Annotated in this window: 29 protein-coding genes and 1 pseudogene; 6 read left to right on the top strand and 24 right to left on the bottom strand. The window is 42.3% G+C overall.

Translation table 11 applies throughout. The features are described 5' to 3' along the window. Positions 1-66 precede the first annotated feature (66 nt). The 5 genes from JOC95_RS14195 to pepF all read right to left on the bottom strand — a co-directional run bounded on the left by JOC95_RS14195 (position 67) and on the right by pepF (position 4,385). A complete protein-coding gene (locus JOC95_RS14195; protein WP_204417598.1) occupies positions 67-309 on the bottom strand; it encodes a hypothetical protein in 243 nt (80 codons plus the stop codon). Positions 310-424: 115 nt separating this feature from the next. After that, complete coding sequence (locus JOC95_RS21700) at positions 425-631, bottom strand: type II toxin-antitoxin system RelE family toxin (protein WP_419096250.1); 207 nt, start codon at positions 629-631, stop codon at positions 425-427. Between the two features lie 250 nt (positions 632-881). Beyond that, positions 882-1,385 (bottom strand): L,D-transpeptidase family protein, encoded by a 504-nt coding sequence (locus JOC95_RS14185; RefSeq protein ID WP_204417596.1) that lies wholly within the window; start codon positions 1,383-1,385, stop codon positions 882-884. A gap of 54 nt (positions 1,386-1,439) precedes the next feature. After that, positions 1,440-2,405 (bottom strand): aromatic acid exporter family protein, encoded by a 966-nt coding sequence (locus tag JOC95_RS14180; RefSeq protein ID WP_204417594.1) that lies wholly within the window; start codon positions 2,403-2,405, stop codon positions 1,440-1,442. 108 nt (positions 2,406-2,513) lie between these two features. Then, positions 2,514-4,385: an oligoendopeptidase F gene (pepF, locus tag JOC95_RS14175; protein WP_204417592.1), complete on the bottom strand. Its 1,872-nt coding sequence runs from the start codon at positions 4,383-4,385 to the stop codon at positions 2,514-2,516. Positions 4,386-4,554: 169 nt separating this feature from the next. On the opposite strand from pepF, the gene JOC95_RS14170 reads away from it, so the two are divergent. Genes JOC95_RS14170 through JOC95_RS14160 form a run of 3 tightly spaced genes read left to right on the top strand, consistent with a single transcriptional unit; the run spans position 4,555 to position 6,718 of the window. After that, complete coding sequence (locus JOC95_RS14170; protein ID WP_239582923.1) at positions 4,555-5,208, top strand: alpha/beta family hydrolase; 654 nt, start codon at positions 4,555-4,557, stop codon at positions 5,206-5,208. Continuing rightward, a complete protein-coding gene (locus JOC95_RS14165) occupies positions 5,205-6,011 on the top strand; it encodes a GNAT family N-acetyltransferase (RefSeq protein ID WP_204417582.1) in 807 nt (268 codons plus the stop codon). The genes JOC95_RS14170 and JOC95_RS14165 overlap by 4 nt, the downstream gene beginning before the upstream one ends. A 26-nt stretch (positions 6,012-6,037) precedes the next feature. Further along, the gene (locus tag JOC95_RS14160) at positions 6,038-6,718 is read left to right on the top strand and encodes a hypothetical protein (RefSeq protein ID WP_204417580.1); all 681 of its coding nucleotides are present in this window, start codon (positions 6,038-6,040) and stop codon (positions 6,716-6,718) included. A 45-nt stretch (positions 6,719-6,763) separates the two neighbouring features. Here the strand turns inward: JOC95_RS14160 and JOC95_RS14155 are convergent, their stop codons facing one another. Genes JOC95_RS14155 through JOC95_RS14145 form a run of 3 tightly spaced genes read right to left on the bottom strand, consistent with a single transcriptional unit; the run spans position 6,764 to position 8,894 of the window. Next, positions 6,764-7,204, bottom strand: a complete 441-nt coding sequence (locus JOC95_RS14155) for a GNAT family N-acetyltransferase (protein WP_204417578.1) — start codon at positions 7,202-7,204, stop codon at positions 6,764-6,766. Positions 7,205-7,211: 7 nt separating this feature from the next. Beyond that, the gene (locus JOC95_RS14150; protein ID WP_204417576.1) at positions 7,212-8,024 is read right to left on the bottom strand and encodes a class I SAM-dependent methyltransferase; all 813 of its coding nucleotides are present in this window, start codon (positions 8,022-8,024) and stop codon (positions 7,212-7,214) included. An 18-nt stretch (positions 8,025-8,042) separates the two neighbouring features. Then, positions 8,043-8,894: an inositol monophosphatase family protein gene (locus JOC95_RS14145; protein ID WP_204417574.1), complete on the bottom strand. Its 852-nt coding sequence runs from the start codon at positions 8,892-8,894 to the stop codon at positions 8,043-8,045. 190 nt (positions 8,895-9,084) lie between these two features. Between JOC95_RS14145 and JOC95_RS14140 the strand changes: the two genes are divergently transcribed. Continuing rightward, positions 9,085-11,061, top strand: a complete 1,977-nt coding sequence (locus JOC95_RS14140) for an LTA synthase family protein (protein WP_204417572.1) — start codon at positions 9,085-9,087, stop codon at positions 11,059-11,061. Between the two features lie 279 nt (positions 11,062-11,340). Here the strand turns inward: JOC95_RS14140 and JOC95_RS14135 are convergent. The 5 genes and pseudogenes from JOC95_RS14135 to JOC95_RS14115 form a co-directional block, all read right to left on the bottom strand. Continuing rightward, positions 11,341-11,916, bottom strand: a pseudogene (locus tag JOC95_RS14135) (peptide-methionine (S)-S-oxide reductase MsrA); the annotation flags it as partial. Positions 11,917-11,997: 81 nt separating this feature from the next. Continuing rightward, positions 11,998-12,723 carry a hypothetical protein gene (locus JOC95_RS14130; RefSeq protein ID WP_204417556.1) on the bottom strand — a complete coding sequence of 242 codons (726 nt, stop codon included), beginning with the start codon at positions 12,721-12,723 and terminating at the stop codon, positions 11,998-12,000. Then, positions 12,720-13,424, bottom strand: coding sequence for a fluoroquinolone export ABC transporter permease subunit (locus JOC95_RS14125; protein ID WP_204417553.1), 705 nt, complete (start codon positions 13,422-13,424; stop codon positions 12,720-12,722). Before JOC95_RS14125 ends, JOC95_RS14130 begins: the two co-directional genes overlap by 4 nt. Next, entirely contained in the window at positions 13,425-14,336 is a 912-nt protein-coding gene (locus JOC95_RS14120) for an ABC transporter ATP-binding protein (protein WP_338083102.1), read from the bottom strand. After that, positions 14,282-14,875: a TetR/AcrR family transcriptional regulator gene (locus JOC95_RS14115; protein WP_204417551.1), complete on the bottom strand. Its 594-nt coding sequence runs from the start codon at positions 14,873-14,875 to the stop codon at positions 14,282-14,284. The genes JOC95_RS14120 and JOC95_RS14115 overlap by 55 nt, the downstream gene beginning before the upstream one ends. A 214-nt stretch (positions 14,876-15,089) precedes the next feature. On the opposite strand from JOC95_RS14115, the gene JOC95_RS14110 reads away from it, so the two are divergent. Next, on the top strand, positions 15,090-15,698 hold the full coding sequence (locus JOC95_RS14110) for a glycosyltransferase (RefSeq protein ID WP_419096249.1): 609 nt from the start codon (positions 15,090-15,092) through the stop codon (positions 15,696-15,698). Between the two features lie 31 nt (positions 15,699-15,729). Here JOC95_RS14110 and JOC95_RS14105 read toward each other — a convergent pair whose 3' ends face one another. The 4 genes from JOC95_RS14105 to JOC95_RS14090 form a co-directional block, all read right to left on the bottom strand. Next, the gene (locus tag JOC95_RS14105) at positions 15,730-15,936 is read right to left on the bottom strand and encodes a hypothetical protein (RefSeq protein WP_204417549.1); all 207 of its coding nucleotides are present in this window, start codon (positions 15,934-15,936) and stop codon (positions 15,730-15,732) included. Positions 15,937-16,035: 99 nt separating this feature from the next. Continuing rightward, positions 16,036-16,758, bottom strand: coding sequence for an ATP-binding cassette domain-containing protein (locus JOC95_RS14100; protein ID WP_204417547.1), 723 nt, complete (start codon positions 16,756-16,758; stop codon positions 16,036-16,038). Continuing rightward, positions 16,751-17,419 carry an amino acid ABC transporter permease gene (locus JOC95_RS14095; RefSeq protein ID WP_204417545.1) on the bottom strand — a complete coding sequence of 223 codons (669 nt, stop codon included), beginning with the start codon at positions 17,417-17,419 and terminating at the stop codon, positions 16,751-16,753. Before JOC95_RS14095 ends, JOC95_RS14100 begins: the two co-directional genes overlap by 8 nt. 81 nt (positions 17,420-17,500) lie before the next feature. Next, complete coding sequence (locus JOC95_RS14090; RefSeq protein ID WP_204417542.1) at positions 17,501-18,307, bottom strand: transporter substrate-binding domain-containing protein; 807 nt, start codon at positions 18,305-18,307, stop codon at positions 17,501-17,503. Positions 18,308-18,572: 265 nt separating this feature from the next. On the opposite strand from JOC95_RS14090, the gene JOC95_RS14085 reads away from it, so the two are divergent. Next, on the top strand, positions 18,573-19,025 hold the full coding sequence (locus tag JOC95_RS14085) for a hypothetical protein (RefSeq protein ID WP_204417540.1): 453 nt from the start codon (positions 18,573-18,575) through the stop codon (positions 19,023-19,025). A 144-nt stretch (positions 19,026-19,169) separates the two neighbouring features. Here JOC95_RS14085 and JOC95_RS14080 read toward each other — a convergent pair whose 3' ends face one another. The 7 genes from JOC95_RS14080 to JOC95_RS14050 form a co-directional block, all read right to left on the bottom strand. After that, positions 19,170-19,676 (bottom strand): RNA polymerase sigma factor, encoded by a 507-nt coding sequence (locus tag JOC95_RS14080; protein ID WP_204417538.1) that lies wholly within the window; start codon positions 19,674-19,676, stop codon positions 19,170-19,172. Then, complete coding sequence (locus tag JOC95_RS14075) at positions 19,677-21,914, bottom strand: sensor histidine kinase (protein ID WP_204417536.1); 2,238 nt, start codon at positions 21,912-21,914, stop codon at positions 19,677-19,679. Further along, on the bottom strand, positions 21,892-22,584 hold the full coding sequence (locus JOC95_RS14070) for a response regulator transcription factor (RefSeq protein WP_204417534.1): 693 nt from the start codon (positions 22,582-22,584) through the stop codon (positions 21,892-21,894). Before JOC95_RS14070 ends, JOC95_RS14075 begins: the two co-directional genes overlap by 23 nt. Positions 22,585-23,031: 447 nt before the next feature. Next, positions 23,032-23,709: a hypothetical protein gene (locus JOC95_RS14065; RefSeq protein WP_204417532.1), complete on the bottom strand. Its 678-nt coding sequence runs from the start codon at positions 23,707-23,709 to the stop codon at positions 23,032-23,034. Further along, positions 23,706-24,458, bottom strand: coding sequence for a hypothetical protein (locus tag JOC95_RS14060; RefSeq protein ID WP_204417530.1), 753 nt, complete (start codon positions 24,456-24,458; stop codon positions 23,706-23,708). Before JOC95_RS14060 ends, JOC95_RS14065 begins: the two co-directional genes overlap by 4 nt. Continuing rightward, complete coding sequence (locus tag JOC95_RS14055) at positions 24,442-25,329, bottom strand: ATP-binding cassette domain-containing protein (RefSeq protein ID WP_204417528.1); 888 nt, start codon at positions 25,327-25,329, stop codon at positions 24,442-24,444. Before JOC95_RS14055 ends, JOC95_RS14060 begins: the two co-directional genes overlap by 17 nt. After that, positions 25,326-25,703 (bottom strand): GntR family transcriptional regulator, encoded by a 378-nt coding sequence (locus JOC95_RS14050; RefSeq protein WP_204417526.1) that lies wholly within the window; start codon positions 25,701-25,703, stop codon positions 25,326-25,328. The genes JOC95_RS14055 and JOC95_RS14050 overlap by 4 nt, the downstream gene beginning before the upstream one ends. Between the last annotated feature and the right edge of the window lie 25 nt (positions 25,704-25,728).

Below are 25,728 nucleotides of genomic sequence, written 5' to 3'. Positions count from 1 at the left end.
AAATATATGAGAAACTAGATACGACAAAGCGGTTCTATAATATTCAAAATTTAAATTCCTAGATTCTTATTTTGAATGATGAATCGCCTTATTAGCTTTATGAACAACTTCTTTTGGTACAAATATTTGATAAGTTGAGGAAAATCCGTAACCCCCGCCTTCTCCTCCACCAGAACTAATGGTTTTAGTTTTATATTTAACGTCATTATTTTCAAGATTTCCTTTTATTGAAGAATATTCAGATACATCTTGAGTTGAATAAACCAACTCCCAGTTAACAAATAAGCTTGTAAAAAAATTCTTGATCATAATATCCCTCCAATTCAATATCCCTAAATGACCAACTACCTTAATATTCAAAATACTTATTAGACATTAATATTAGAATATATACCTATTTCTCCCTGTTAAAACATTTCTTTTCCTATGTAAAAACCCCTTTTTTATAAATATCGCCTCTACTACCAACTGCAATAATATAAATAATTAGTAGGTTATTCACTACTTCATAAACAATTCTGAAATCTCCAATCCTTAAACGAAAAGCACTGTCTACACCTTGAAATGAACATATATCTAGAGTTTCTCTCTGATATGAATCCTCAGCCAGGGTGACCAGTGCTTTTTTAATTCGCTTGCTTTTTAGTTGCTTTATCTTGTTTCTTGATATACTTCATTGCCTGCTTGGAATATTTCAAACCATACATAATCTTCTTCACCGAATACATCTTCATGCGAATAAGATTCCCAATTTACTTCCTGTCACTTCTCTCCACATCCATATATTTAAATACTATCATAATTTTTCCATACACTTCAATCAAAAGTCCATGCAAAAAAGCTGTCCTCCGATGGGACAGCTCTACTCAATCAATCTGTTATTATAATGCTCCCTTTTCCCTTCCCAATTCCTCAAAGGACTTATCAGAATGGACAATCCAGATCTTTGTGCCTATCGGGATATGGTCAAACAGTTCTTCTACCATTTCATTTGGCAGGCGGATGCAGCCTTGGGTGACGTAGCGTCCGATGGAATCGGGGTTGTTGGTGCCGTGGACACCGTATGTCCGGCCGTCGGAGTCCTCTGCGTCGAATCCGATCCATCTGGTTCCCAGTGGATTCTGCGGGTCTCCACCAGGAATGTCCTTTTTGCGGTAGTAGGGATTTTTGGCTTTTACGATGATGGTGAATTCTCCTTCAGGCGTGAGTTCGATGGATTTTCCTGTTGCTACGGAATGAACCTCTTTTAGCTGCTCTTCATGAAAATAGGCGAGTTCATTGGTCTTTTTGTTCACAATGATATAGGGGTCGCCTGGCAGCGGGTTTGGTCCGAGTGGCCATATGGGAGAAGTGACGAGTGCGAAAATGAGCGTAAAAATAAACACCTTTCATCCACCTACCTTTTTAGTAGTAGTGTGGTTGAAAGGTGCTGTTTCCATTCATGAAGTGGCCTTCAATCCGACAAACTCACTTTTTAGAATGAGGTATTGCTCCAATTCTTTTGTTAGGTGAACAAGTGATGCCCTTGTTTCAAACTCTTCCCTAGTCTCTGGCAGGGGCATCGCCTGGAAATCTTCATGCATCTTCCTTAGGCGATGCAGAAAACGGTAGGCGGTATTGCCGGAGTGGATCGAATCTGCCAGGTCTTCGATGAATTGGGCGATCATCTTTGCCTGCTCTACATCGTATTCAATGGTAGATACGATCGGCAGCATGCGCTCCATCACATCCAATTGTTTTTCACGCATTTTGAAGTAGTAGTAGAAATGATTTTCTTCCCGCTTGAAGTGGTTTTCGACATCCCGGAATGCCAAGCTTTTCGCTGCACGCAGCACATTGGCGGTCTCGGGTATTTCCTGTCCATCCCAGCCGTTGTCGCCATGCTTTAAATAATAGGCAAGCTCGGAAAAGACTTTGTAGAAGTTCTCTTCAATTTTGATTTGAAATCCGGTAAGCTCCTTCTCCACGCTTGGCATGTAGGTGTTCATGAAAAGAGCAACCCCTATCCCAATCGAAATGATGCTAAGTTCATTGGCAACAAGCCCTAATGAGTATTTTTCTACGGAATAGACATGAAGGAGCACAACGGAACTGGTTGCGATCCCCTCTGTTATTTTCAGCATGACGGTGACAGGTATGAAGAATAGCAGTAATAGTCCGATCGAGACTGGATGGTATCCAAGCAGTTCAAAAAAGACAAATCCGAATACCAGACTCAAAGCGCAGGCAAAAAATCTTGCTGTCGCCACTTTCCATGATTTTCGTTTCGTGTTCTGGATGCAAAGGATGGCAATGATCCCGGCGGATGCATAGAAGTCCAGCTCCAACAGCTGGGCGATACTGATGGCAATACCTGTACCGAGAGCAGTTTTGGCCGTCCGATAGCCAATCTTAAATTTTCTCATGTTTCAAGCTCTCCCGACTATCATTTGTTCATTTTTTCACATAGTACTACTATACCAAAAAGATGAGCAAAGGACCCGGCAGGTTGCCTGCCAAGTCCGAAATTTTCGTTATTGTCCCTGCAAAAGCTGCTCAAACTCGCTGATCAGCTCTTCATAGCGCTTCATTGTATCTTCAATCGGTTCCTTCTTGCTCATGTCCACTCCAGCCCGTTCCAAGATCTCAAGCGGCGGTCTGCTGCCCCCGGAGGAGAAGAGTTCTTTCAAGATTCGCTCCTGAGCCTGCACCCCGCCCTCCTCTAGCTGCTCTGCAAGCGCAGCTGAGGCAGCAAAGCTTGTTGCATATTGATATGTGTAGAAGCTTGAATGGAAAAAGTGCGGCACCCTTGCCCATTCCATTGCGATCTCCTTGTCCACATTGACGGCTTTTCCGTAATATTTTTCATTCAGGGCATAGTACACTTTTTTCAGTGAATCTGCGTGCAGTACCTCTTCGTTCTGCGCCATTTCATGAATGATCTTTTCAAACTCTGCAAATTGCGTCTGACGGAAAAGGGTGACACGGAAGTCCTCAAGATATTGATAGAGGGCATGGAGCTTTTCCTCCTTCGTGCTTGCCTCCCTCATCAGCTGCTTATGCAGAAGATGCTCTTGGAGGGTCGAGGAAACTTCAGCCGTAAATGTCACGTATCTAGCATCATGATAGGGCTGCTTTTTATTTGAGAAGTGTGAATGCATCGCATGTCCCATCTCATGCGCCAATGTCAGCACGTCACTTGGGAGTCCTTGATAGTTCAACAAAACAAATGGATGTGCGTCATATGAACCAATCTGATACGCTCCGGTGGCTTTTCCATTCGTCGAATAGACATCCACCCAATTTTCCTTGAGCCCTTTGGATAATGTGGCTAAGTATGCTGCTCCGAGCGGGCTCAATCCTTTGATGACGGTTTCCTTCGCTTCTTCATACGGAATTTCCTCATCCGGTGAGAATGGGGATGGTGCCGAGAGATCATACATATGCATAGAATCAAGCTTTACATATTCCTTTTTCAACTTCAGATATTTATGAAGGAGCGGCAGGTAATCATTTACCGTGTCAATGAGCTGGGTATACACCTCCGGATCGACTTCATTGCTGGTTAGATGTGCTTCAAGAGCATTCGGATACTTCCGGGTGCTGGCAAAAAAGTTATTGGCTTTCACGATATTTGCCAGCATCGAAGCAAAGGTATCCTGATAATTCTCAAGCGTCCGATAGTATGTCTGAAAGGCGGCTTTACGGACTTCGCGGTTTGGACTTGACATGTACACGCTGTATAAGGGTGCCGTTAAAGAATACACTTTCTCCTGGACAGTGAACGACGGCAGGACAAGATCCTTGGACATCATCTTGAACAGCTCACTTGGTGCATTCACGATCGGCATCGTCTTGATCAGGAGCTGCTCCATTTCATTAGGCAGTGCGTGCTTTTTCTCCTCAAAGGTCTGTTTCAGGAAATAGCGGTACGGAGAAAGCTTATCGCTTTCGATGTAAGAATCCCATTGTTCCTTTTTCACCGCCTGAAGCTCATTTGATAGCCAAGCCGTCCGCTCAACCACATACATCATCATCATTTCGGCTTCGTTGGATAGCTCCTGGGCGCTTGAACTGCTGATATCCACGTCCTGGTTCACCCGGGCATACACATATAATTTCTCCACCAAGCGATAAAGCGCAAAGTACTCCTCCAACAATGTCAGAATCTGCTCTTCGGATTGAATCGTCCCCTTTTTTTCCATAAACTGATCAGCGAGCCTCTTCGCTTTTTTTGCATCATTCTTCCATTTAGCAGAGTCGGAATACAGACTTTGTATCTTCCATTTATATTCTGAAGGAATTTCGTCCCTTGATTTATATGTCTGCCGTTCTGCGAGTACACTGGTCGTCACGGCAAGCATCAGACTGATCACAATTAGGATGACTCGATTAAACTGTTTCATTTCATTCCCCCACTTTTTCTTGATACCTGTTAGTGTTTGTTTTCCATGTTTTTCTATGCAAAAGTTTTGGGATCAAATGGAATGTTTTTCTTTTTATCCTGGAATATTGTGCTAAAATTATTGCATGTATTTTTAATTTTTCGGCTATTTAAAAATGGGGGCAGTATTGATGCAAATCAGGACAAACAGTATACAGGGCTATAAAGGAAAAACCATACCTTTTACAATTTTAAGCAAGGATGGGGGATCCAGGAGCTTGGCGATCATGCTTCCCGGTGCAGGTTATGGCACTCAGGCACCTCTTTTTCATTATGCTACGGGATTATTTTTAAAACGGGGTGTGGATGTACTCCAAGTCAATTACCAGTATAATGACCCTTTCTATGACTCCTTCAGCATGGAGGAAATTACAAAAGCGATCATCCATGATGTACATGAGGTGATGGATCAAGTCATCAGTACCGATGACTATGACCATTTCTTTTTTGTCGGGAAGTCCCTTGGCACCATTGCGATGAGTTCCGAGCTGAAAAGAGATAACTTTCTTTCTGCCAAGGCGATTTGGCTCACTCCGTTACTTCAAAGAAAAGACGTTTCTGATGCAATGATTTCGTGTGAACATAAAAGCATTTGTATGATTGGGGATGCAGATCCATGCTACAAGGAGGATAGGTTTAAAGAAGTCAACGAAAACCCGCTATTCACTACCAAGCTCATACCTGATGCCGATCATGCCTTACAATACAAGGATGATGTACTTGGTTCCATCGAAGTGTTAAAAGATGTAATAGAATCTATAGAAAAATGGGTGGACGGAATATGAACGGGACGGTGAACAAGAACCTTGCCATGCTATTGGAGAATTCGGAAATAGATGCCTTGCACTCCAGGTTAAGTGCCATTCAAGAAATACAAGGCAACCCGATGGGGGTAGAGATAAAGAAAATCGGGAATGCTTTCTGCTATTCTTGCAAAAATATCCCTGGGCCAGCCTTTAATACCGTCAAAGGGCTCAACAGCGAGGATGCAGGTCATGTAGATGAGATTCTTGAATTCTATCGGCAAAAAGAGATTCCCGTACGTTTTGAACTGACACCTGCACACGCTTCAACGGAATTGCTTCATCAGCTTCATAGACTAGGATTTTACCAGAATGATTTTCATACTACGCTTTACATGCCCATCACAGAATTATCGGCCCCAGTGGAGGATTCCATTTCCATACGCAAAATGAAAATGCATGAAGCTTCCACCTATGCCGACATATATGTGCAAGGATTTCAGATGCCTGCTTTCCTTAAAGATGGCGTGGCTCAAAACAATGAAGTGTTATTCGACCATGATCAATGGACCTTCTATCTTGCAACCGTAGAAGGTGAACCTGCAGGGATTGGGGCTGTGTTCATCAAGGATCACATCGCCACGCTTGCAGCAGCAGCTACACTGCCGTCATCCAGGAACAGGGGCATCCAAAGTGGACTGATTCAGCAGCGGATCTATCAGGCTTATAGAGAGGAATGCAGTTTGGTGGTCGGCCAGGCGAAATTCGGTTCTGTGAGTCAAAACAATATGGAAAGGGCAGGAATGCGGATCGGGTATACGAAAGCGATATGGATGAAGGGATAAAGTAGAAAAGAAATGAGTTGAGTACAATGAAAATGAAAATTGTAATAATTGCTCTCTCCCTATTACTTGTAGGAGTCCTTTTTGTAGAGCATCGTGAAAAAAGCGCATATCAAAGGTATCTATCCCACCACCTCTCCAACGATTTCTCCGGTATGTATCAGAAGCTGTTAAACAATCAGGAGATATATGAGCGTGTGCTGGCAAAACAAACGTTAACCATTGAAGAAGCTCAGATTATCAGAAGCACTTATTACGACTATTTAAAGCTACTTGATCATTATGGACAACTAGGGAGGGAACTTGGATCTCTAAAAGAAGAAACAACAGCTCTTACAACTGAGAATGTATCTTTAATGGAATCCTTCTTCACTCGATGGATGCAGGATGCAACGGAGCATGGGACGAGTGAGTATGAGAAGCTCGAACTATTGGAAACAGTGGAAAAAGAACACAACATCGACGAAACCTTTGCAGAAAATCTGAAGATAATCAACGAGTTGAATGAGGAATGGATATCAGCTTTTTCAACATTTTTAAAAGTAGGAGAAAAAAATGAAGAAGTTGATTTTAAAGAATTCTATGACAACAACAAAAATGATGGTGTTTCTCAGGATTTTTGGGTGGAGCTGTTGGAGGAACTCGATGTTACTACCGAGAGCTTCATGAATGAAAAGGGATATCATTCCATGGTTCTGCCAATCAGGTAATTAGTAGAGGGGAAACAGCAAGCATTTCCCCTTTGTTCTTCGGATCTACAATTTAATATAATGGGAGGAATTTGGATACAGCTCTTCCCTCACAAACCCTTGTGACAAATAAAAGCTATCACCTTGCTCTGTATCTGTATGAAGCACCATTACTTTAAAATGGGTCCTGGCGGTCGAAATGATCGCTTTCAACAAGCTGCTACCAACTCCGGTCCTTCGGTAATTTCCAGAGACATAAAATCTTCTCAGCCTACCTACCCCAGGATCTTCGGAATAAGGGTCAGCATTGAGGCCCCCTATAGCTACAAGAATATTTTTATCGTCAAAAACGGCATACAGACATTCCCCAGGATTTTTGAATGTATTCATGCCAGCTTGATATTCAAGCACTAATCGCTCAAGGAATCTATATCCTTCTTTTTTGCTTTCCTCAAGCAAAAGACTCAAATCTACCGTATTCAAGTTTCCGATTACTCTTATCTCCATAACTGGTTCAATCCTTCTTCCGCCCGATATATAGAAGATGGGATGATACTCCAAGAAGATAGGGGTCTGCCGCTTTTTCAATAAACAGTCTAAGCAGTTTTTGCCTCTCCGACTCTCCCCTTTCATTCCAATAGCTCAAGCTTTCCTTGGAAAGCATGGCACCTACATTGGAACCTATCAGCTCTAAGGTCTCAAAACCATTCGCTTCCATGAAAGGCTTGATTTCCCCTATATTGAAATAGTAGGCTCCGGTAAAACGGCCTTCATCGGCATGGTTGAAACAGCCAGAATCGGCAAACTCAGCGATTGCGTCCATTGAGTCATTCGGTTTCCAATTGTGCGGTGATTGCAAAGAGGAAAGGATGTGTTTGCTCCTTGGCATGAACGCCACAAAAACTATGCCGTCCTGTTTTGTAACTCTATGTAATTCTTGAACCGCCTTGATACGGTCCTTCCCGTACTGCAAATGATAGAGCGGCCCGAGCATGAGCGCTGCATCAAATCGCCCTGATTCCAAGCTTGATAGATCTGTCGCATCCGCTGCCTGAAAATCATCGAAGGCATCCCTCAAGCCTAGTTCAACCGCTTTTGTTTCCGCTATATCGACCAATCGGGGAGTCAGGTCCGTTAATGTGACCCGGAATCCTTCTCTTGCCAATTCCATTGAATATTTCCCTGGACCAGCCCCATTATCCAAAATAGCACCCTCTTTTGGCAGATACTTCTTGATATAATGCCAGTTTACTTGAAATTCAATGGGTTCCCGTTCCAAGCGGCCCCATTCATCGAATTGATTGTAATAGTTGATAATCTTGCTCATACTCACACCTCTTGTCCTTTATTTTGCCAAGGGAGAAACATTTGAAAGCTCCAACCCATCGTTTACAAGTTTCAGAAAATGATCCCTATGTTCGGGATGACAGGCAATAAAGTAAGGTGCTTTGCTGGAGTCCGTTTGCCTGAACTCGTTCCCTTCAAAGTCAACGACGATTCCCCCTGCCTCTTTTACCATCAGAATCCCGGAATAAAGGTCATCCCCTTCCGAGTTGTAAAGGATGATACCATCGAGATCCCCCTTTGCCAGCATGCACCATTGTAAAGTAGGCGCCCAGAGTCTCATCATTCTTTTACAATTCAAATCTATGTAATTTCTCAGTCGTACCGCCCTGTCTTCATTCTGGACTTTGTGACCTTGGATCCAGCCGACAATGAATCGATCTGGATTTTCTTTTTTACTGATATTTAATGGCTTACCATTGCAGAGTGCCCCTTCATTAATGGAAGAAACATAGAGGCGGTCCACCATCGGCTCATAGATGACTCCGAGTACCGGTTCGTTTTGAAAAAGCAGCGTGATGGAAGCAGAAAAAACTGGCAGCCCGATTGCAAAATTATTTGTTCCATCCAACGGGTCGATCTGCCAAAACCAATCACTTTCGACACCGTTATCACCAGCTTCTTCACTTTGAATTCGATGGACCGGAAACGATTGGCTTAGTTCCTTTAGAATGACCTCTTCCGCTAAATAATCGACCTCTGTGACCAGATCCCCGAATTCATCCTTTTCCTCCATTTGCGCAGCCTGATCGAACCGTTCCTTCGCAATCGCACCTGCTTCTAAAATGACTCTTGTGGCAATTTCCTTGGCAACCTGTATCGTTTCCTGAATGGATGCCCCGACTTCTCTCATTGTTATCACTCCTTTTGTCTATCATCTTCATTTTCATAGTATTCCAACTGTTCCTACATATCAAGAACTTCCACAACAGGAGGTGGGAATTTATAGTAAATAATGCCTACTATGTGTTAATATAATATAAAATCTGAATATTAAGAAATCAAAAAGAGGCATATACTTATTCATGGGGAGGTGATAGAGAATGAAGACTAATAAGAAATTGCATTTATTCGGCTTTTTTATTCTTTCTTTTTTTCTATCGGAATTGCTATTCAGAATAATCATGGATGCCCATAATGTTGCTCCTTTCGGACTCGGATTATGGATATCATTCATCTTCTCTTTTTCCATTGGAATGGTGTTCCTGGCAATCGGCTCGATCTTTCATAGCAAGCTTAATTTTATAATTTGTGCCGGTTTATTATGTATAGTAGGTTTTTTCTATTCCAGTCAATTGGTCTATCATGATTTTTTCCGGACTTTTTATACTTTTTATTCCGCCGGCAATTCTGCCCAGGTCATTGATTTCTGGAGGGAGATACTTTCCGGAATATGGAGCAACCTTTTATGGATAGTCATTTTCTTCATTCCGATGATTTTGCTCATTATCTTCCGAAAGGGACCTTTCTCTTTTGAAAAATCCAATGCGAAAGTGATAATCAGCTTGTTTGCCTTTTCCCTATTTCTGCATGGCGGGGGTTTGATGATGGTTACAAGCGGAGATAAATCTCAAAATACCGCTTACGACCTTTATTTTCACAATAGCTCACCCGTTCTCTCTGTGGAAAAACTGGGGTTGCTTACGAGTATGCGCGTCGATTTCATGAGACAGGTTACTGATTGGTCCCCAGTATTGAAGGAACCGACTTTTGTGACCGCCCCTCCCGATAAAACGGAGGATCTTGAAAAACCGACGGAAGAACTGCCGGGTGATATTCCGGCTCAATACAATATGATGGAAATAGATTTCGAGACCTTGATCAAGAAGGAAAAGAAGAACGCCATAAAAAAGATGCATCAATATTTTTCAAAGGTTCCGCCTACAAAGAAGAACGATTATACCGGCAAGTTCAAAGGCTATAACCTGATATTTATAACAGCAGAAGGCTTTTCACCCTATGGAGTGGACAAGGAGATAACACCTACCCTTCATAAACTCGTGCATGAAGGCTATCAATTCACTGATTTTTATGTTCCATTATGGGATGTCAGCACTTCAGACGGCGAGTATGTAGCGCTAAACGGGTTGATACCGAAACCGGGAGTCTGGAGTTTTTCCAAATCAGGAAACAATCATGTACCATTCGTGATGGGGAATCAGTTAGGGAAGCTTGGCTATAAAACAGTTGCCTATCATAACCATACTTATTCTTACTATGACCGTCATGTATCACATCCTAATATGGGATACAGCTATAAGGGAATCGGGAATGGCCTGGACATCAAGGAAACCTGGCCGTCCTCCGACTTGGAGATGATGAAAAAGACAACAGGTGACTATATGAAAGATGAACCCTTCCACGCTTACTACATGACCGTCAGCGGACACCTGGAATATAATTTTGGCGGTAATCAAATGGCCTACAAAAACAAGGATTATGTCAGTCACATGAATCGATCCGACCAGGCAAAAGCCTATATGGCCACCCAGATCGAACTGGACAGGGCGATGGAATATCTCCTTTCCCAGCTTGAAAAAGAAGGGGTGGCAGATAACACTTTAATAGCATTAAGTGCCGACCATTATCCATACGGACTCGATTACAAGACGATTGATGAGTTCGAAGGGAAAGAAGTGGAGAGGAATTTTGACTTATACAAAAGCAACCTGATCGTCTATGCAAAAGGAATGGATGAAACGGTCATAACCAAGCCCGTTTCAAGCCTTGATATCCTTCCGACTCTCTCGAACCTGATGGGATTGGAGTATGACTCGAGGCTCTTGATGGGCACAGATATCTTTTCAGACTCTGACCCGCTTGTTATTTTCCGCAATAAAAGCTTCATAACGGATAAAGGGAGATATAATGCAGAAACGAAGAAATTCACACCAAATGCAGGCGCGGAAGTCAACCAATCCTACTTGGATCAAATGATTTCCATCGTCAATCAGAAGTTCTATTATTCGGCACAGATTTTGGAGAACGATTACTATCAGGCGGTTTTGGGGGAACCTTGATGATGCGGAGTTTAAACCACTAGTAGCAATGCTAGGCTGTAAAGGAGTCGTTGTTTCTTTGACGTCCTTTAGGGCCTTTTTATATGCTCTTTTCAGGACCAATTGAAGGGTATTTGGTTGAATGGGTAATTTATCTACTTCTTTCGTACCGTCATTGCCCCCAATTGCTGCTTATCGCGGTACGATTCCTTCGACTATCTACAAATCTCAAAACAAAGAGACAAGGAACCACACAATTTCCTTGCCTTCTTTCATGATGGGACCATCATTTATCCCCTGTCACCATCGTATTCCATCTATCAATTCAAAAAGTTCCACTCTTATATCTTCCGGTACATTCCAACCCGCCATTTCCTCTTTCAAAGCGGCAAGTGTGCCATATCCCTTTACAAAGCTGTTAAGCCTTGCAACAAGTGTCCCATCAACAAATTTCTCATGTGTTTCATAATATGACAGCAACCTTTCCATAGCCTTTGGATAGCGTTTCAGATAATATTTCTGATGCCGCTCCTCTGCAAGGGTAAAACCTCGATAGGAGGCGATTTCCGTATCAATTTTTCCTGCCAGGGATTTCTCCAGGCTTTCTTTCACCCGCTCTATCACTTCTTTTTGCTCAGCATCATGAAACAAGATAATTGAAAGGTATTGTCGCCCTTTATAATTACCCCGGTTAGGATTATGGGATCTCCAAAAGTGCTTTACAATCTCTTCAAAACCGATAATTAGCGGATCGAAATCAACCTCGAGGCATTCCGTATGATCTACCATCTGTTTATAGGTCGGATTCGGCGTTGTACCTCCAGCATAGCCGACTCTTGTTCTTATCACTCCAGGTAAATACCCGAACCGGGCATCGGTTCCCCAGAATCAGCCCATCCCGAGGGTTGCTGTTGCTAAACTCGGATTGCTCGAAAATGCCATTATCCCCACTCCTTTCTATTCCGTTTTATTAATAAACATACGGTATAATACTCCAATATACAAGCCATGAACTGCTATACCGCCAATCATAAATGCGGTGAATGAACCAGTGTCCCCCACTCCTGCTGCCATTGCCATCACCGGCCAGAATGGGGGCAAAATCGCCAAAAGCCATTTAAACGATCCAGGCATAAAAAATAGGAGTAAAGGTAAGGTCACACTTACACTCAATACCTTATTCAGTGCCAGACCCTCCACTTTATTGTTGGCAAAATTCGCGAGCATTAATGCAAAGATTGGAGCCTCCAATGCAAACAACAGAGCCAACAGAAAACCAGCAATCAACGGAAGTTCCACAAGATCAGCCAATAAGTGGACGGCAAAGAAAAGCAGCAAGGTAAGCACCAATGTGGAAACCATTCGATATCTCATATAACCTGATTTCCGCATGGGAGTTACGGCATAATAGGCAAGCATCCCTTCGTCCCTGTCATCGAGCAATAGGAATCCTGCCATCATTCCAAGCATGGAGGGAACGGTTAGAAATGCCACCGCAAGAATGGGTACATGATAACTCTCCAACGAAAATGAATAGTTCTCCATCAGCCATTTTTCAAGGACAGGAAGAAGAAACCGAATAAATAATGCCAGAATGATAGGGGCAAAAATCGCGACGAGAAGAATGCCATCCCTCCTGATCAGTTGAAAATCCGTTTTTGCAAATTGATTGACTTTCATCATTTTTCATCTCCCGCTTTTGCGAGTATATACTTGTGAAAATCATGTTTGGCCCAGAGGTACAGTCCAACAGCCCATAAAATAAGGATGGAAATTGCCAAGAATAACTCCCCTATATTCAAATCATGAAAAGTTCCTTCGATTAACAAAAGTCCTGCGTAACTCGGTAGCCATTTGAATAAAATAGAGTCCCACCATTCAAACAAGCCGAAAACCGGTACAAAGAAAACCATTAAAACCAGTGGAGAAGTCAGCAAAAATTGATTGACAGTATTCACTCTGACCGCAAGCAAGAGTCCGATGAGCGTAAATACAACGGAGCTTAATAGAATACCAACCAAAAATGGAATCACATCAAAGTTGGAATGAACCATCAAAAGAATCGCTACACTCGAAAGCAACGAAATAATAGATAAAGAAAGAATTTTGGATAGAAGAAATTCACCGACCCTTAAAGGTGTCACAAAAAATGCATCGTACACCCCCTGGCTCTTTTCCAACAGGACAATCCCGCCAATAAAAAAGGCACCCAAAAAGGATGGATCGCTGAACACCACTACAACGGTCACACTATCCAAGTAATCTACTGGAACAAATTTCAGCATCCATATATAAATAATGGTCATCAATAGATATGCATAATAGAAACCATGCTGAAATTGAAATCGCATATCCGAAACAGTGAGTAGGAGGATCCGTTTCATCTAATTCAGGCTCCTTCCTGTCACTTCAATAAAGATTTCTTCCAGTGACTTCACTTTTGTCGAAATGCTTTCAATTGCATTAGACTTTAGCATGGCAAGAAACTCTTTGTTTTCTCCCGCATTTTCTAAGGGGAAATCCTGTATCGCCCCTTCTTTTGATTCAACGATGATTCTCTTCTCCCCGTCACTCTGCTTCAAACGGTGAGGAGAATCAATCAATGCAATTTTCCCGTCCACGATAAAGGCAACTCGGTCACAGAGCTCTTCTGCAAGCTGCATATTGTGGGTGGTGAGGATGATGGTCTTTCCTTCATTTTTCTTCTTGAGGATCATATCCTTCAGCTTTTTAGCATTCACGGGATCAAGGCCGGATGTCGGTTCATCCAGAAAAAGAATTTCGGGATCATTCAAAAGCGCCCGACAGAAGTTCAGACGCATTTTCATCCCTTTTGAATAGCTGTGAAAGCGATGTCTGGCGTCGTTTTCAAGGTCAACCATCTTAAGAAGCTCCATCACCGGAATGGTCGGTACGGTATAAAGTCCTTTGAACAGAGCTAGATTTTCATATCCAGATAGTTTGTGATAAAAATTCGGGAATTCAAAAGCAACCCCTATCCTTTCATAGAAATCCCTGTTTCGTTCTTTCACTTCTGTTCCCATCACCCGGACAGATCCTTCATAATCCCCGAGAAGACCAATCAAAATCTTCTGCGTTGTACTTTTACCCGCCCCTGAAGGACCTAGAAATCCGAAAATTTCCCCTTTTTGGACGTCAAAGGTGATGTCCTTGATGGTGTTTGCTTCCTTGCCTTTAAACCGGTACGATAAATTCTTCACCTGGATCATGACTCTTCCCCCTATTTGAACAGGCGTTCTGCCAAGCTTTCCGCCATGAGCTCCATCGTCTCCCAATAAACGTCTTCCCCTATCTCTTTTTGATGCAGTGCCATGAAAATAAAGGAACGGAATGCACCACTTACCACTTCAGGACGCATTGACCTCATCGTTCCTTCAGATTGCCAGAGTTCCACAAGTGGAGTCAGATCCTCTGCATCTTTGTTTATATGCTTTTCCATACGATCCGGAGGCAATTTCCTGACCAATCGCTCCATCTCGTTCTGTTGAAAGAGCTGTTGAATGAATGGGTTTTCTTCGATTGTTTTGATCGAATATAATAAAAGCTGCTTGAAAGCCCCAGCAGTCATGGGACTTTTTATATGCTCAAGAATGGTCGCCTTCAGGTTCTCCTCCTCTTGTTCCAAAATGGTGAAGTATAGTTCTTCTTTGGATGAGTGAAAAAGATAGAATGTCCCCTGGGCGATTCCCACTGCTTTGGTCAGTTGGGAGATGGATGTCTTTTGCAGCCCGAATCTCTCAAAAAGCTCCTTACCTTTTGACAACAGTTTTTCATGAATGATTTCCTTCTCTTCATTTGTAAATCCCTTGGACATTTTTTCTGCCTCCATGAACCTATGAATATTTTTATTTTTTATTCATTAAAATTATAACTCTCTTTCGTATAATAAACAATTTATTTTCAAACCGAATATATGCTTTATGGTGATTAAAATAATAAAAATATCCAACAATAACAGCGTATCCACCATTTTCAAAAAAGGAGAAGATATTTTGAAAAAAGTCATATTGAAATTAACTGTCCTGCTTATGGTCATTCCTATGATATTTAACTTTGGGGATGCAAAAGCGAATGAGTTCGTAAGCCAAAATCAGAAACTAAGCGAATCAGCTGTTCAATTGAAGTGGGATTTAAGAAAGCTCTGGATCGATCATACAATCTGGACCCGAAATTATATTGTGAGCGCACTGGCAGATCTGGACGATAAGGATAAAGTGTTGGAAAGGCTGCTGAAGAATCAAGAAGACATAGGAAAAGCCATACAACCATTTTATGGGAAGGACGCCGGGGACAAACTGACCCTTTTGTTAAAGGATCATATCCTCATTGCCGGCAAAATAGTGGATGCAGCCAAAAAAGGCGATCAGGCCGCTGTTAATAAACACAATAAAGAGTGGTATCAAAACGCTGATGACATCGCCAAGTTTCTAAGCCAGGCAAATCCTAATTGGAAGGAACAGGATTTGAAGGATTTGCTGTATATGCATTTGGCACTGGTTACAGACGATGTTGTAGCAAGGATTAAAAAGGATTGGGATGCGGATATCATCGCTTTTGATAAAGGCGAAGAGCATATCATTGTACTGGCTGATGCCCTTTCAGACGGTATTGTGAAACAGTTTCCTGAAAAATTTTAAAAGAACTTTCAACGGATACGTGCAACGGATGTTAGATGATGCGGCTATTGGACTTTTCACCCGGATTCACATTCAAAAAAGCCATTAGATCGCTGCTATTGGACTTTTCACTGAAATCGACACTCAAAAAGGCCATTAGATCGCAGCTATTGGACTTTTTACTGGAATTCACATTCAAAAAAGCCATTAGAACGCTGCTATTGGACTTTTCACTGGAATTCACATTCAAAAAAGCCATTACAACGCAACTTAAGAAATCCCTAAAGAAATCAAAGTAAAAAGAGGCTGTCCAAAAGTCAATAATTACAGACTTCTGGCCAACCTCTTTATTACTAACTTATAGCATCTTCTCCAAAAATACCTTCGCGCGCTCGGATTTCGGTGCTGTAAAGAATTCCTGCGGCGGGGAGTCCTCCACCAGCATTCCATTGTCCAAGAACAATACTCGGTCTGCCACTTCGCGTGCAAATCCCATTTCGTGGGTCACAATCGCCATGGTCATTCCTGTATGGGCAAGTGACTTCATGACCTCCAGCACTTCTTTGACCATTTCCGGATCAAGTGCGGACGTCGGCTCGTCAAACAGCATAACTTCCGGGTCCATTGCAAGCGCACGGGCGATCGCAACACGCTGTTTCTGCCCGCCGGAAAGACGGCTTGGGTATTCATTCGCCTTTTCCAACAGCCCCACTTTTTCAAGCAGGTCCATCGCCTTTGCTTCTGCATCCTTCTTGCTTACACCCTTCACTGATACCGGAGCGTAAGTCAGATTTTCAAGCACGGACTTATGAGGGAAAAGATGAAAGTGCTGAAACACCATACCAAGATTTTGACGTACCTTCATGATGTTCGTCTTTTTGCTCGTCACGTCTTCACCCTTGACGAATATGTGTCCGGATGTCGGTTCCTCGAGCAGGTTCATGCAGCGGAGAAAAGTGGATTTCCCGGAACCGGATGGACCGATGATCGCCACCACTTCCCCTTCTTTTATACTAGTTGAAATATTTTTTAATACCTCTAGCTTCCCAAAGGATTTATGCAGATTTTCGACTTTAATCACTGCGTCTCATTCTCCTTTCTATCACTTTACCAAGGAGTGTCAATATCATAACAAGTACGTAATAGATCAGGCCTGCGAAAATGAAGGCCTCAAGGAAAGCATACGTGTTGGAACCGACCATGTAGGATCGTCTCATGACGTCCGTGACTCCGATTACTGTTACGATGGCGGATTCTTTTGTAAGAGTAATATATTCATTCATAAGTGCTGGTAAAATATTTTTCAATGCTTGCGGCAAGATGATATCCTTCATCATTTGGCGGTAAGGCACGCCAAGGGCCATCGCAGCTTCACGCTGCCCTTTGTCCACTGCCAGGATCCCTGCCCGGATCACTTCGGAAATGTATGCACCGGAGTTCAAGCCGAAAGCAAGCACGGCCGCCGTCACAGGCTCAAGATTGACACCTATTGCCTGAGGAAGTCCATAGTAGATCAGCATCAGTTGCAGAACAAGCGGTGTTCCACGGAAAACGGATGTATAAATATCAGCTAAAATCGTTAAAAATTTCATTCTGCCAATTTTACATAGTGCTAATAGTGTTCCAATTATAAACCCAAGAACACCTGCAAGTGCAACCACCTGCAAGGTCATCTTCAGACCTGCAAGGATAAATTCAATGGAACCACTTATTGCGCTAAAGTCTAAGAAATCGAAATTCAAGTGCTACCATTCCTCTCTGCTAAAGTACCTACAACAACAAAATCAAAAGGGCGGCCTGCACCCTTTTGATCTACAGATCTATTATTCTTCTTCGCCGCCGAACCACTTGATGATCAGCTTGTCCAGTTCGCCATTTTCTTTCATTTCATTCAATACACGGTTGAACTCTTCTGTCATTTCGCTGTCCTTTGGAAGAGCGATAGCAGATCCGCCTTCTTCTGTATCAAGCTGGAAGCCAGTCAAGTCTTTATCCTTTTCAAAATAACCCTTGATGACAGTGTCTTCAATGATTGCTGCATCGATGCGGCCAGTCTTCAATTCCTGGATCAACTGAGGAATACGGTCACGGTTCTCAATTTTGATATCCACGCCGCCTTCTTTGATTTTATTCGCTTCTTCCTCTTGGATGGAACCAAGCTGGACACCTATTGTTTTGCCTTGCAGATCTTCAAGTTTCTCCAGTTTACTGTCCTTTAAAGAAACGACCATATGATTCGCTGTATAATAGATATCCGTAAAGTCGACCTGTTCTTCACGTTCAGGAGTCGGAGTCATACCCGCAAGGATCAAATCGATGTTTCCTGCATCCATTGCTGTGATCAAGCTGCCAAAATCGATATCCTGTACTTCTAGCTCATAGCCAAGTTCTTTAGTGATTGCTTTTGCAAGGTCAATATCAAAACCGATGATTTCCTCGCCTTTTTCTGTGTCGATGTACTCAAATGGAGGATAATCGGCAGAAGTACCCATGCGAAGCACTTTCTTGTCGCCATTCCCTTCACCGGATCCATTCCCTGCAGCCTGGTCATCATTTCCGGATGTCCCGCATGCCGCTAGTAGTCCTGCTACTAAAATACTCATCAATGAAACTATAAACCACTTTTTCACAATAATTTCCCCCTATACTATTTTCAGAAAAGTTAAAATTAATACAATTATGAAACAAACTTGTGTTTATTTCAAGTATTATTTATCTGTATGTTTATTCGATTAAATGTATTTTAACACATGTACATATTTATGCAATATAGTTAATAAAGATTAATAAAGTTTTTATATTTTTACTATTCTGAAATATGTTATTAAGGTTATAGCTTAATTATCATATGGTCATGTTATAATTATAAAGACCTAGAAAAGGAGGTGAGAAGTCATGCGTACTGCTGATAAAAAATTGGACATGATCTTGAACAATATGATCGAATTCAAGATATCCCAAGATGAAATGAAAAAAGAACTAATTGGGTTGAACGAAAAGGCATCTACTCTTTCCGAAAATCAACGAAGGATGAATGAGGAACTCGGCGGGTTGAACGAAAAGACATCCACCCTTTCCGAAAATCAAAATAGGATGAATGAGGAACTCGGCGGGTTGAACGAAAAGACATTCCTACTAACAGTGGGTCAGCATCAGATAAAAGAAGAACTTCATTCTTTAACAAACACTACCTATACATTAAGGGAGGAATTCTACTTATTCAGACACGATGCTATTGAGAGATTCAATGAAATCAGCTCCACTTTGACTAGAATCGAAGAGGATCAAACAAAGGATATTGAAGCAATCCTTGAGGAAATATCAGTTAAACTGGACGAGAGAGGTTAATTTGGTTTTTGCTCAAGATAATTCCGTAAAGAGTGTCCCCGTATAAACTTCTCAAATACATCTTGTTGATTGACACATCCCTATTAAACCAAAAAAGTGCAAGGAGCACTTTTTTTCAAGTGGTCCTTGCACCAACATCATCATCTATGCGCTCCATTCCAATTCGATCCGTTCCCGGAGCTTTCTTCTTGCACGGTGGATTTTTGACTTCACAGTGGATGGATTCATGTGCAAAGCAGTAGCAATCTCCCGCTCCTTCAGGCCTTTATCCATTTTAAGCGCCAACATCTTTTGGTCTTCGCCTGGGAAGTCTTCCAGCGTTTCTTTTAAGATCTCTTTCAAAAAGCATACTCCTACTTCTTCCTCCACATTCTGCTTTGACTCTTTCCCAAGGCAGTCAAGCATGAACAGCTCCATCGGAAATCCTTTCATCTTTCTCTCGCGCCTGATAAAATCAATGGCCGTTCTTGATGCGATGACAGAAAGCCACGCACCGACTTTTTGCATGTCTTCCAAATCCGGAAGTTTCTTGTATGCCTTGATGAAGGTTTCCTGCACATTATCCTCTGCCAATTGACGATCTCGGATAATGGCAAAGCTCACACGGAATAGTCTGTCATAGTACTCTTGATACATAGTGGTGAATTCCATTTAGTCCACCACTCTCAAACTGATGGTAACCTTAAAAAGATCTCCATCTGTCTCTATTTGAAGGCTGCCTTCATGGAGGTCGATGATGGATTTTGCAATGGCAAGGCCAAGGCCGGAGCCTTCTGTGTGTCGTGATGTATCTCCCCTTTTGAATCGTTCATATAGCTCTTCACTCTGATCGTTGAGCTCATATTTCGAAATATTTTTAAGGGTGATGATCACTTTGCCATCGGCTTGTTGCATAAAGATGTATACCCGTGAGTGCTCCAATGAATATTTGATGATGTTTCCGATAAGATTATCAAATACCCTCCACATCTTCTGACCATCTACCATCGCCCATATAGGTCCATCTGGGGAACTGACCCGAAAGTGCAGGTTTGATTCAAGCATGGAACTATCGTGTTCAGCAAGTGATTGCTGAAGAAGCTGTTTGATATCAACCTTTTCCTTCAATAATTCCATATTGCCGCTTGCCATTTTAGACACTTCAAAAAGGTCATCAATCAATCCCTTGAGGCGCTGGGATTTACGGTCGATAATCTCCAAATATGCCTTGCGGTCCTCCAAGGGCAAATCATCCCTTTTCAGCAATTCGGTATAAGTAATGATAGAAGTCAGGGGTGTCCTTAGATCATGGCTGACATTGGTGATCAGTTCCGTCTTTAATCGCTCGCTTTTGGCCTGTTCATTTATCGAGACCTTCACGCCTTGGTTAAGGGCATTCAAATTGGCAGCCATTTTTGCCAGTTCCGATTTCCCCTTTATCTCCAGATCCTCTCCCAATCTGCCTGCAGCCATCTCCTCCGTCTTCATGCTTATCCTGTTGAAATAGCCTATGCTCTTGATAAAATAACGAATAGCAGGGACGCCTACCACAATCAGAAACAATAAGTATAGGAAGAAGAAAATCGGATGAATCAATATCGTAATGATGGTGACTCCCAAAAAGAATACTATCGCCAGCAGGACAAACGCCTGAATACCGATCGACCTGGTAAGGAACGCCTCTTTTAAACTACTTTTGATTCTGAGGTACACCAGTCTTGACCATCTCAGAGTTTTAACTATAAGACTGTTGGACCACTCTTTGTTGATTGTTTCGACACTTTTATGACTAAAAGCAATGAATCTAAGCTGGTGATAGAGAATTAAGCTTAGAATAGCACCTAAAATCATACTTATGCCAAGTTCCGCTGTTTCTGAAATGGAACGGAAAAACAGTCCTACTTCCATGCTGTCTTCGATCCATAAGAAGGTTAGCATGGTGAAAAAGGCAGTTACTACAGTCACTCCAACTCGGACATCAACCGGTATTTTTTCATAAATGCCTTGCAACATGCCCGTCTTTTTGGGAAGCCTGGCAACCTTTATCATGATGAGTAACCAGACCAAGAGTGCCACTGCCGAACCTACTCCCAATCTCCAAAACCATTTTCTTGCCAATTCATAACTGGACTTTGCATTCATGATCTCACTGTCAGGCGAAATCGAAGTTGGAACAGCTATTTTCCCTACATAGGGCGTGACTGCCTGAGCTATCGCCTGGTACATCCAATCATCATTGGGCCAATAGCCTGCTGAGATAAACAGATCTCCATCGATATTGAAGCTGTCACTGAAATACATTTTCTCATCGGAGAACGCTTTTTCTGCTCGATCCTCACTATAGCCTGTGTTAGTAAAAAAAAAGTTTCCATTGGAAGCGTAGTAAACAAGCTCATCCTGAAATCTTGTTCCCGGTGCCTCATGAAGGGCAAGAACCTTAAAATATTCTTGCACCATCTTTTCTTTCTCTGCAATGACCTTCTTTTCTACATGTTCATCACTTTCAAAGTTTTTTTGTATATCTTCAAGCTTCGCATCACGTTCTTCTATCAATTCTTCCACATTCTCGTCGGATTCACCAGACTCGGCAAGCTGTATTCTGTTTTCATATTGTAAGCGGATATTTGCCAGTTGCTCGTCGAGAAATCCATAACGATAGCGATGATTATCTATGTCCTCCTGTGTAACCGTAATATTTGCTTTCACGTCTTCTTCTGACAAGGACACTTCTTCCATTGCCAGGTTGTTGATGAACATACTCAGTTCATACTGAAACTCATCCGTGTTGAAATAACTTTCATTCTCATACTTATATAGATTGAACAGAAAGTACATGCTTCCACTGAGTGCAACGGTGAACACCAATGCCATCAGAAAGGCCAGTACACTATTTCTCCATTTTGTAGCCAATCCCCCATACCACCTTTAAATATCTTGGATTTTTCGGATCTATCTCTATCTTTTCTCTGATTTTCCTAATATGTACCGCCACCGTATTTTCCGCATTGTAGCCCGGTTCCTTCCACACCCGCTCATAAATGTCGTTGATCGAATAGACCCGCCCGGCATTGCTCATCAAAAACTCCACTATCTTATATTCGATCGGTGTCAGTTTTACGGGCTCACCTTGAACTGCAACCTCTTTCGCTTCTTTATCAAGTGTAAGTCCATTAAGATCGATGACCTTCTTGATGCCTTCAAACGTACCAAGGCTCACATATCTTCTCAGCTGTGACTTGACCCTCGCCACCAGCTCCATCGGATTGAAGGGTTTCGTCACATAATCGTCCGCGCCCACCTGCAGACCCAATATTTTATCCGTGTCCTCACTTTTTGCACTCAGGATGATGATCGGGATGTTTTTCTCTTCCCGGATCCTATATGTGGCTGAAATTCCATCGAGGCGCGGCATCATAACATCCAACAAAATGAGGTGCACCTGATTTTCATGCAGCATCTCGAGCGCTTCGACCCCGTCCTTCGCTTTTAGCACCCTTACGCCTTCGTTTTTCAGATAGATCTCTATCGCATCCCGTATTTCCTTTTCATCATCCACAACCAAAACCGTATACGTTTCCATCTCTCACCCTTCTCCCACTTGCCTTCATTCCATAAACCTATAATACTTTGAAAATCTTAACAACAAATGATCTATTTTCTTAAGAATTTCTTAAGGTTGGAAGTTTTTTCTTAATTCTGTTTTGGTATTCATTGAAGCTATTTAGATATATGTAATCATTTAATGTAGCCCTTTGATTTCCGCTCCGGACACAAGATTCCCCGGGGACGGATGGGAGCCTCCTCGGCTTCGCCTGTGGGGTCTCCCATGCCCTCTGCGTTCCCGCAGGAGTCAAGTGTCCTCCGCTACAATCAACTCAGTTTTTTAATGTTTTTTGCGCCACTGAAACGTCTAAAGCAATAATCCTGACAAAAAAATCCTTTCTTTATTATACCGTTTAAAATGATAGCCTAGGCAACCCAATGAAAATGGACACCCAGATGATCTAAGTGTCCATTTGTCCATAGGCTATTTTACTTCGTCGTAATATAGCCCCTCAAGGGTACTGATTTTTATATCTTCCGGCACTTTCAGATACAGGATGGGAGCTGAATGGGTGCTACCAAATCGATCGTCCTCAAGCCAGCTTTCTTTTGAGAATTGGGAGTAGACGAACTCCTTTTTTATCAAATTCAGCTCTACCTCAAGCTTCGATGGCTGCATGATTGTTAAAGTGCCATTTTGTAGCTTTAAAGTCGGCGTTGGGATCTCATTGGAAAGATCAAATCCGTTCACTGCCAGATAACTCGCATACAATGTAGCTTCGACCCTATTTTCCAAACTGCCATCCCGTTCCACAATGATAGAGACATAGTAATCGGGAGATGTAACTGCAAGCTGCAGGTCTTTTTCTTCTATAGAATAGCTTGTTTTGCTTCTGACATGTTTCTGATCCACTTCTCTTTTTTCCAGGAGATCTTCATATAACTTTTCCCAGCTTTCATCGGCTACGGGGATACTTTCAACGGGTTGATATTTCTTATTAGGCAAAAGGTAGAATACGGCAGTCGCCACTAATAATAGGGCAATATATCCTGTCAGTAGATTCATGCTCCTGGTAGAAGACTTTGCAAAAATAGGTTTTTTGATAAGAATGACTATTGGAATAATCATACTCATTAACAGCAAGGGTATCAGAATGTTCACATTCTTACCTCCGTTCTATCATTGATCATCGCTGATACATACAGTAATGAGGCAACTGTAATCAATACTTTAATTAAAAAGAGGAGAAAGGAGGCTTCTGTAAAGAAAAATCCTAGGACAGACTCGACGATATCCACTCTTCCTATTATCCCACCGAAAAGTAAAAGTCCGAAAAATACCACCGGGAGCACGACCTTTACCAATGGATGCAGCTGTACCAGTGTTCCCACAAGGTAACCCAGGGCTGCAAAAAGAATCATATATAGAAAAGCGGCTATTGCTCCTTTTATGATAATTACAGGAGATGTCTGCAAGGTGGAAAAATACATCACTTCGGTACTTGGCAGTACATACAGAATTACTTTTATAAGGAAACTCGACAACAGTGAAGTAATTGTCCCAATCAAGCCGACAGTTCCCAGAAAAGCGAAATTGGAAAGATCACTGCTTAGCCGATTCGTGACCAGGTTAAAATCACAATTTCTATATCCCTTCAACGTGACTGTGATCGATGTGATGAATGCCCAGAGCATCGTCAGCCCTATCACGACATCGACTGAATAGTAGTTGATATCCAAACTGAATGCCTCACTGGATGTTCCAAATGAATTCATTGCACTGAACGCAAACAATAATGCGATTGCCTGTATGACCATCAAGGATGTATATACACCGGAATACGCCTTCAGTTTATGGAGATACTGCTTTTTGACCACTTCTATGAGCGTCACCTTATTTAAAGACATCATCGATTCCCCCTTTGGCCTTATTTGTCAAGTATACACAGGCATCGCTTGCGGATACCGGCCTCACTGTAAGCCCATGACGAGCAGCCTCTGATACACCATAATCCTTCTTCACAACGACATATTTGCTGTCAGGACCTATGCTTTTCGCATAGAGTACTTCCCTATCAAGCAGCCATTCCTCCAAGACGCTCTCTTTACCGGAGATGCCCACTGCGTACTCCTTCATCTCTTCCATGGAAACGTTCAGGAGGACTTCCCCTTGATCGATCAGTAGGATATCTTCCAAAAGATCCTCAATTTCATCAAGATGATGACTTGATAAAATGATAGTTCTAGGAAAAGCCAAATAGTCTTTAAGTAGTGCCCGATAAAAGTCTTTCCGGACTGCTGCATCCATTCCGGTTGTCGGTTCGTCGAAAATGGTCAATGGACACCTTGATGCAAGCCCGATTATCATGTTGAACGTATTTCTCTTCCCTTTAGAAAGCGTGTCGTGCGATTGCTTCGGATGGAAGGAGAAATAATCAAACAGCCTTTTTGCAAGCTCTGCGTTCCAGTTCGCATAAAACCTTCCCATTTCCCCAATGATTTCACCAAGGTTCAGTGCAGGGGCAAAGCTCATATGGTCATCCACAAAAATGGTATTGGCCGACACAGTGAGACTATTGAATGGACGTTCCCCCCAAACCTTGATCTCGCCTGAAGTTTCTTTATAGAATCCGGCAATCAGCTTCAACAATGTTGTTTTTCCGACTCCGTTTCTTCCTATCAATCCCGTAATCTTGTTTTCTTCCAAATTGAAGTTCATGCCATCTAACACTTTAGTATGGCCATATGCCTTCGTAAGACCCCTGCACGCTACTACCTTCATCGCTGATCCCCCTTTCCAAGCGATCGAATCATGTTGACCAGTTCCTCTTCATCCACATGAAGACGCGCCGCTTCCTCCACTAATTCCATGACAAGTTTTTTTAAAGTATGATCTTTCCTTTTTCGTAAAATAATCTCTTTCGCTCCCTGATTGACAAACATCCCAAGACCCCTTTTCTTGTATAAGACATTTTCATCCACCAAAATATTTAAACCCTTTGCAGCTGTTGCGGGATTGATGTTAAAAATTTCCGCCAGCTGATATTGCGAGTGAACCTTTTGATCCTTTACAAAGTTTCCGTTCAGAATTTCTGCTTCCAACCACTCTGCTATCTGTACATAAATAGGCTTTGATCCATCCGCATTTAAAATCAACTTGGCACCTCCTCTAACATAGTGC

Source organism: Sutcliffiella tianshenii, from assembly GCF_016908565.1.
Classification (GTDB): Bacteria; Bacillota; Bacilli; order Bacillales; family Bacillaceae_I; genus Sutcliffiella_A; species Sutcliffiella_A tianshenii.
This window is presented reverse-complemented; position numbering and strand designations above follow the sequence as displayed.

Excerpts from the sequence above, each read along its gene's own strand:
- JOC95_RS14085 (WP_204417540.1), top strand. The coding sequence starts at position 18,573 with ATGCGTACTGCTGATAAAAAATTGGACATGATCTTGAACAATATGATC.
- JOC95_RS14125 (WP_204417553.1), bottom strand. The coding sequence starts at position 13,424 with ATGAAACGGATCCTCCTACTCACTGTTTCGGATATGCGATTTCAATTT.
- JOC95_RS14160 (WP_204417580.1), top strand. The coding sequence starts at position 6,038 with ATGAAAATGAAAATTGTAATAATTGCTCTCTCCCTATTACTTGTAGGA.
- JOC95_RS14170 (WP_239582923.1), top strand. The coding sequence starts at position 4,555 with ATGCAAATCAGGACAAACAGTATACAGGGCTATAAAGGAAAAACCATA.
- JOC95_RS14055 (WP_204417528.1), bottom strand. The coding sequence starts at position 25,329 with ATGAAGGTAGTAGCGTGCAGGGGTCTTACGAAGGCATATGGCCATACT.
- JOC95_RS14105 (WP_204417549.1), bottom strand. The coding sequence starts at position 15,936 with ATGGCTTTTTTGAATGTGAATTCCAGTGAAAAGTCCAATAGCAGCGTT.
- JOC95_RS14150 (WP_204417576.1), bottom strand. The coding sequence starts at position 8,024 with ATGAGCAAGATTATCAACTATTACAATCAATTCGATGAATGGGGCCGC.
- JOC95_RS14155 (WP_204417578.1), bottom strand. The coding sequence starts at position 7,204 with ATGGAGATAAGAGTAATCGGAAACTTGAATACGGTAGATTTGAGTCTT.
- JOC95_RS14080 (WP_204417538.1), bottom strand. The coding sequence starts at position 19,676 with ATGGAATTCACCACTATGTATCAAGAGTACTATGACAGACTATTCCGT.
- JOC95_RS14110 (WP_419096249.1), top strand. The coding sequence starts at position 15,090 with ATGGTCATTCCTATGATATTTAACTTTGGGGATGCAAAAGCGAATGAG.
- JOC95_RS14115 (WP_204417551.1), bottom strand. The coding sequence starts at position 14,875 with ATGTCCAAGGGATTTACAAATGAAGAGAAGGAAATCATTCATGAAAAA.
- JOC95_RS14140 (WP_204417572.1), top strand. The coding sequence starts at position 9,085 with ATGAAGACTAATAAGAAATTGCATTTATTCGGCTTTTTTATTCTTTCT.
- JOC95_RS14070 (WP_204417534.1), bottom strand. The coding sequence starts at position 22,584 with ATGGAAACGTATACGGTTTTGGTTGTGGATGATGAAAAGGAAATACGG.
- JOC95_RS14195 (WP_204417598.1), bottom strand. The coding sequence starts at position 309 with ATGATCAAGAATTTTTTTACAAGCTTATTTGTTAACTGGGAGTTGGTT.
- JOC95_RS14165 (WP_204417582.1), top strand. The coding sequence starts at position 5,205 with ATGAACGGGACGGTGAACAAGAACCTTGCCATGCTATTGGAGAATTCG.
- JOC95_RS14060 (WP_204417530.1), bottom strand. The coding sequence starts at position 24,458 with ATGATGTCTTTAAATAAGGTGACGCTCATAGAAGTGGTCAAAAAGCAG.
- pepF (WP_204417592.1), bottom strand. The coding sequence starts at position 4,385 with ATGAAACAGTTTAATCGAGTCATCCTAATTGTGATCAGTCTGATGCTT.
- JOC95_RS14180 (WP_204417594.1), bottom strand. The coding sequence starts at position 2,405 with ATGAGAAAATTTAAGATTGGCTATCGGACGGCCAAAACTGCTCTCGGT.
- JOC95_RS14130 (WP_204417556.1), bottom strand. The coding sequence starts at position 12,723 with ATGATGAAAGTCAATCAATTTGCAAAAACGGATTTTCAACTGATCAGG.
- JOC95_RS14145 (WP_204417574.1), bottom strand. The coding sequence starts at position 8,894 with ATGAGAGAAGTCGGGGCATCCATTCAGGAAACGATACAGGTTGCCAAG.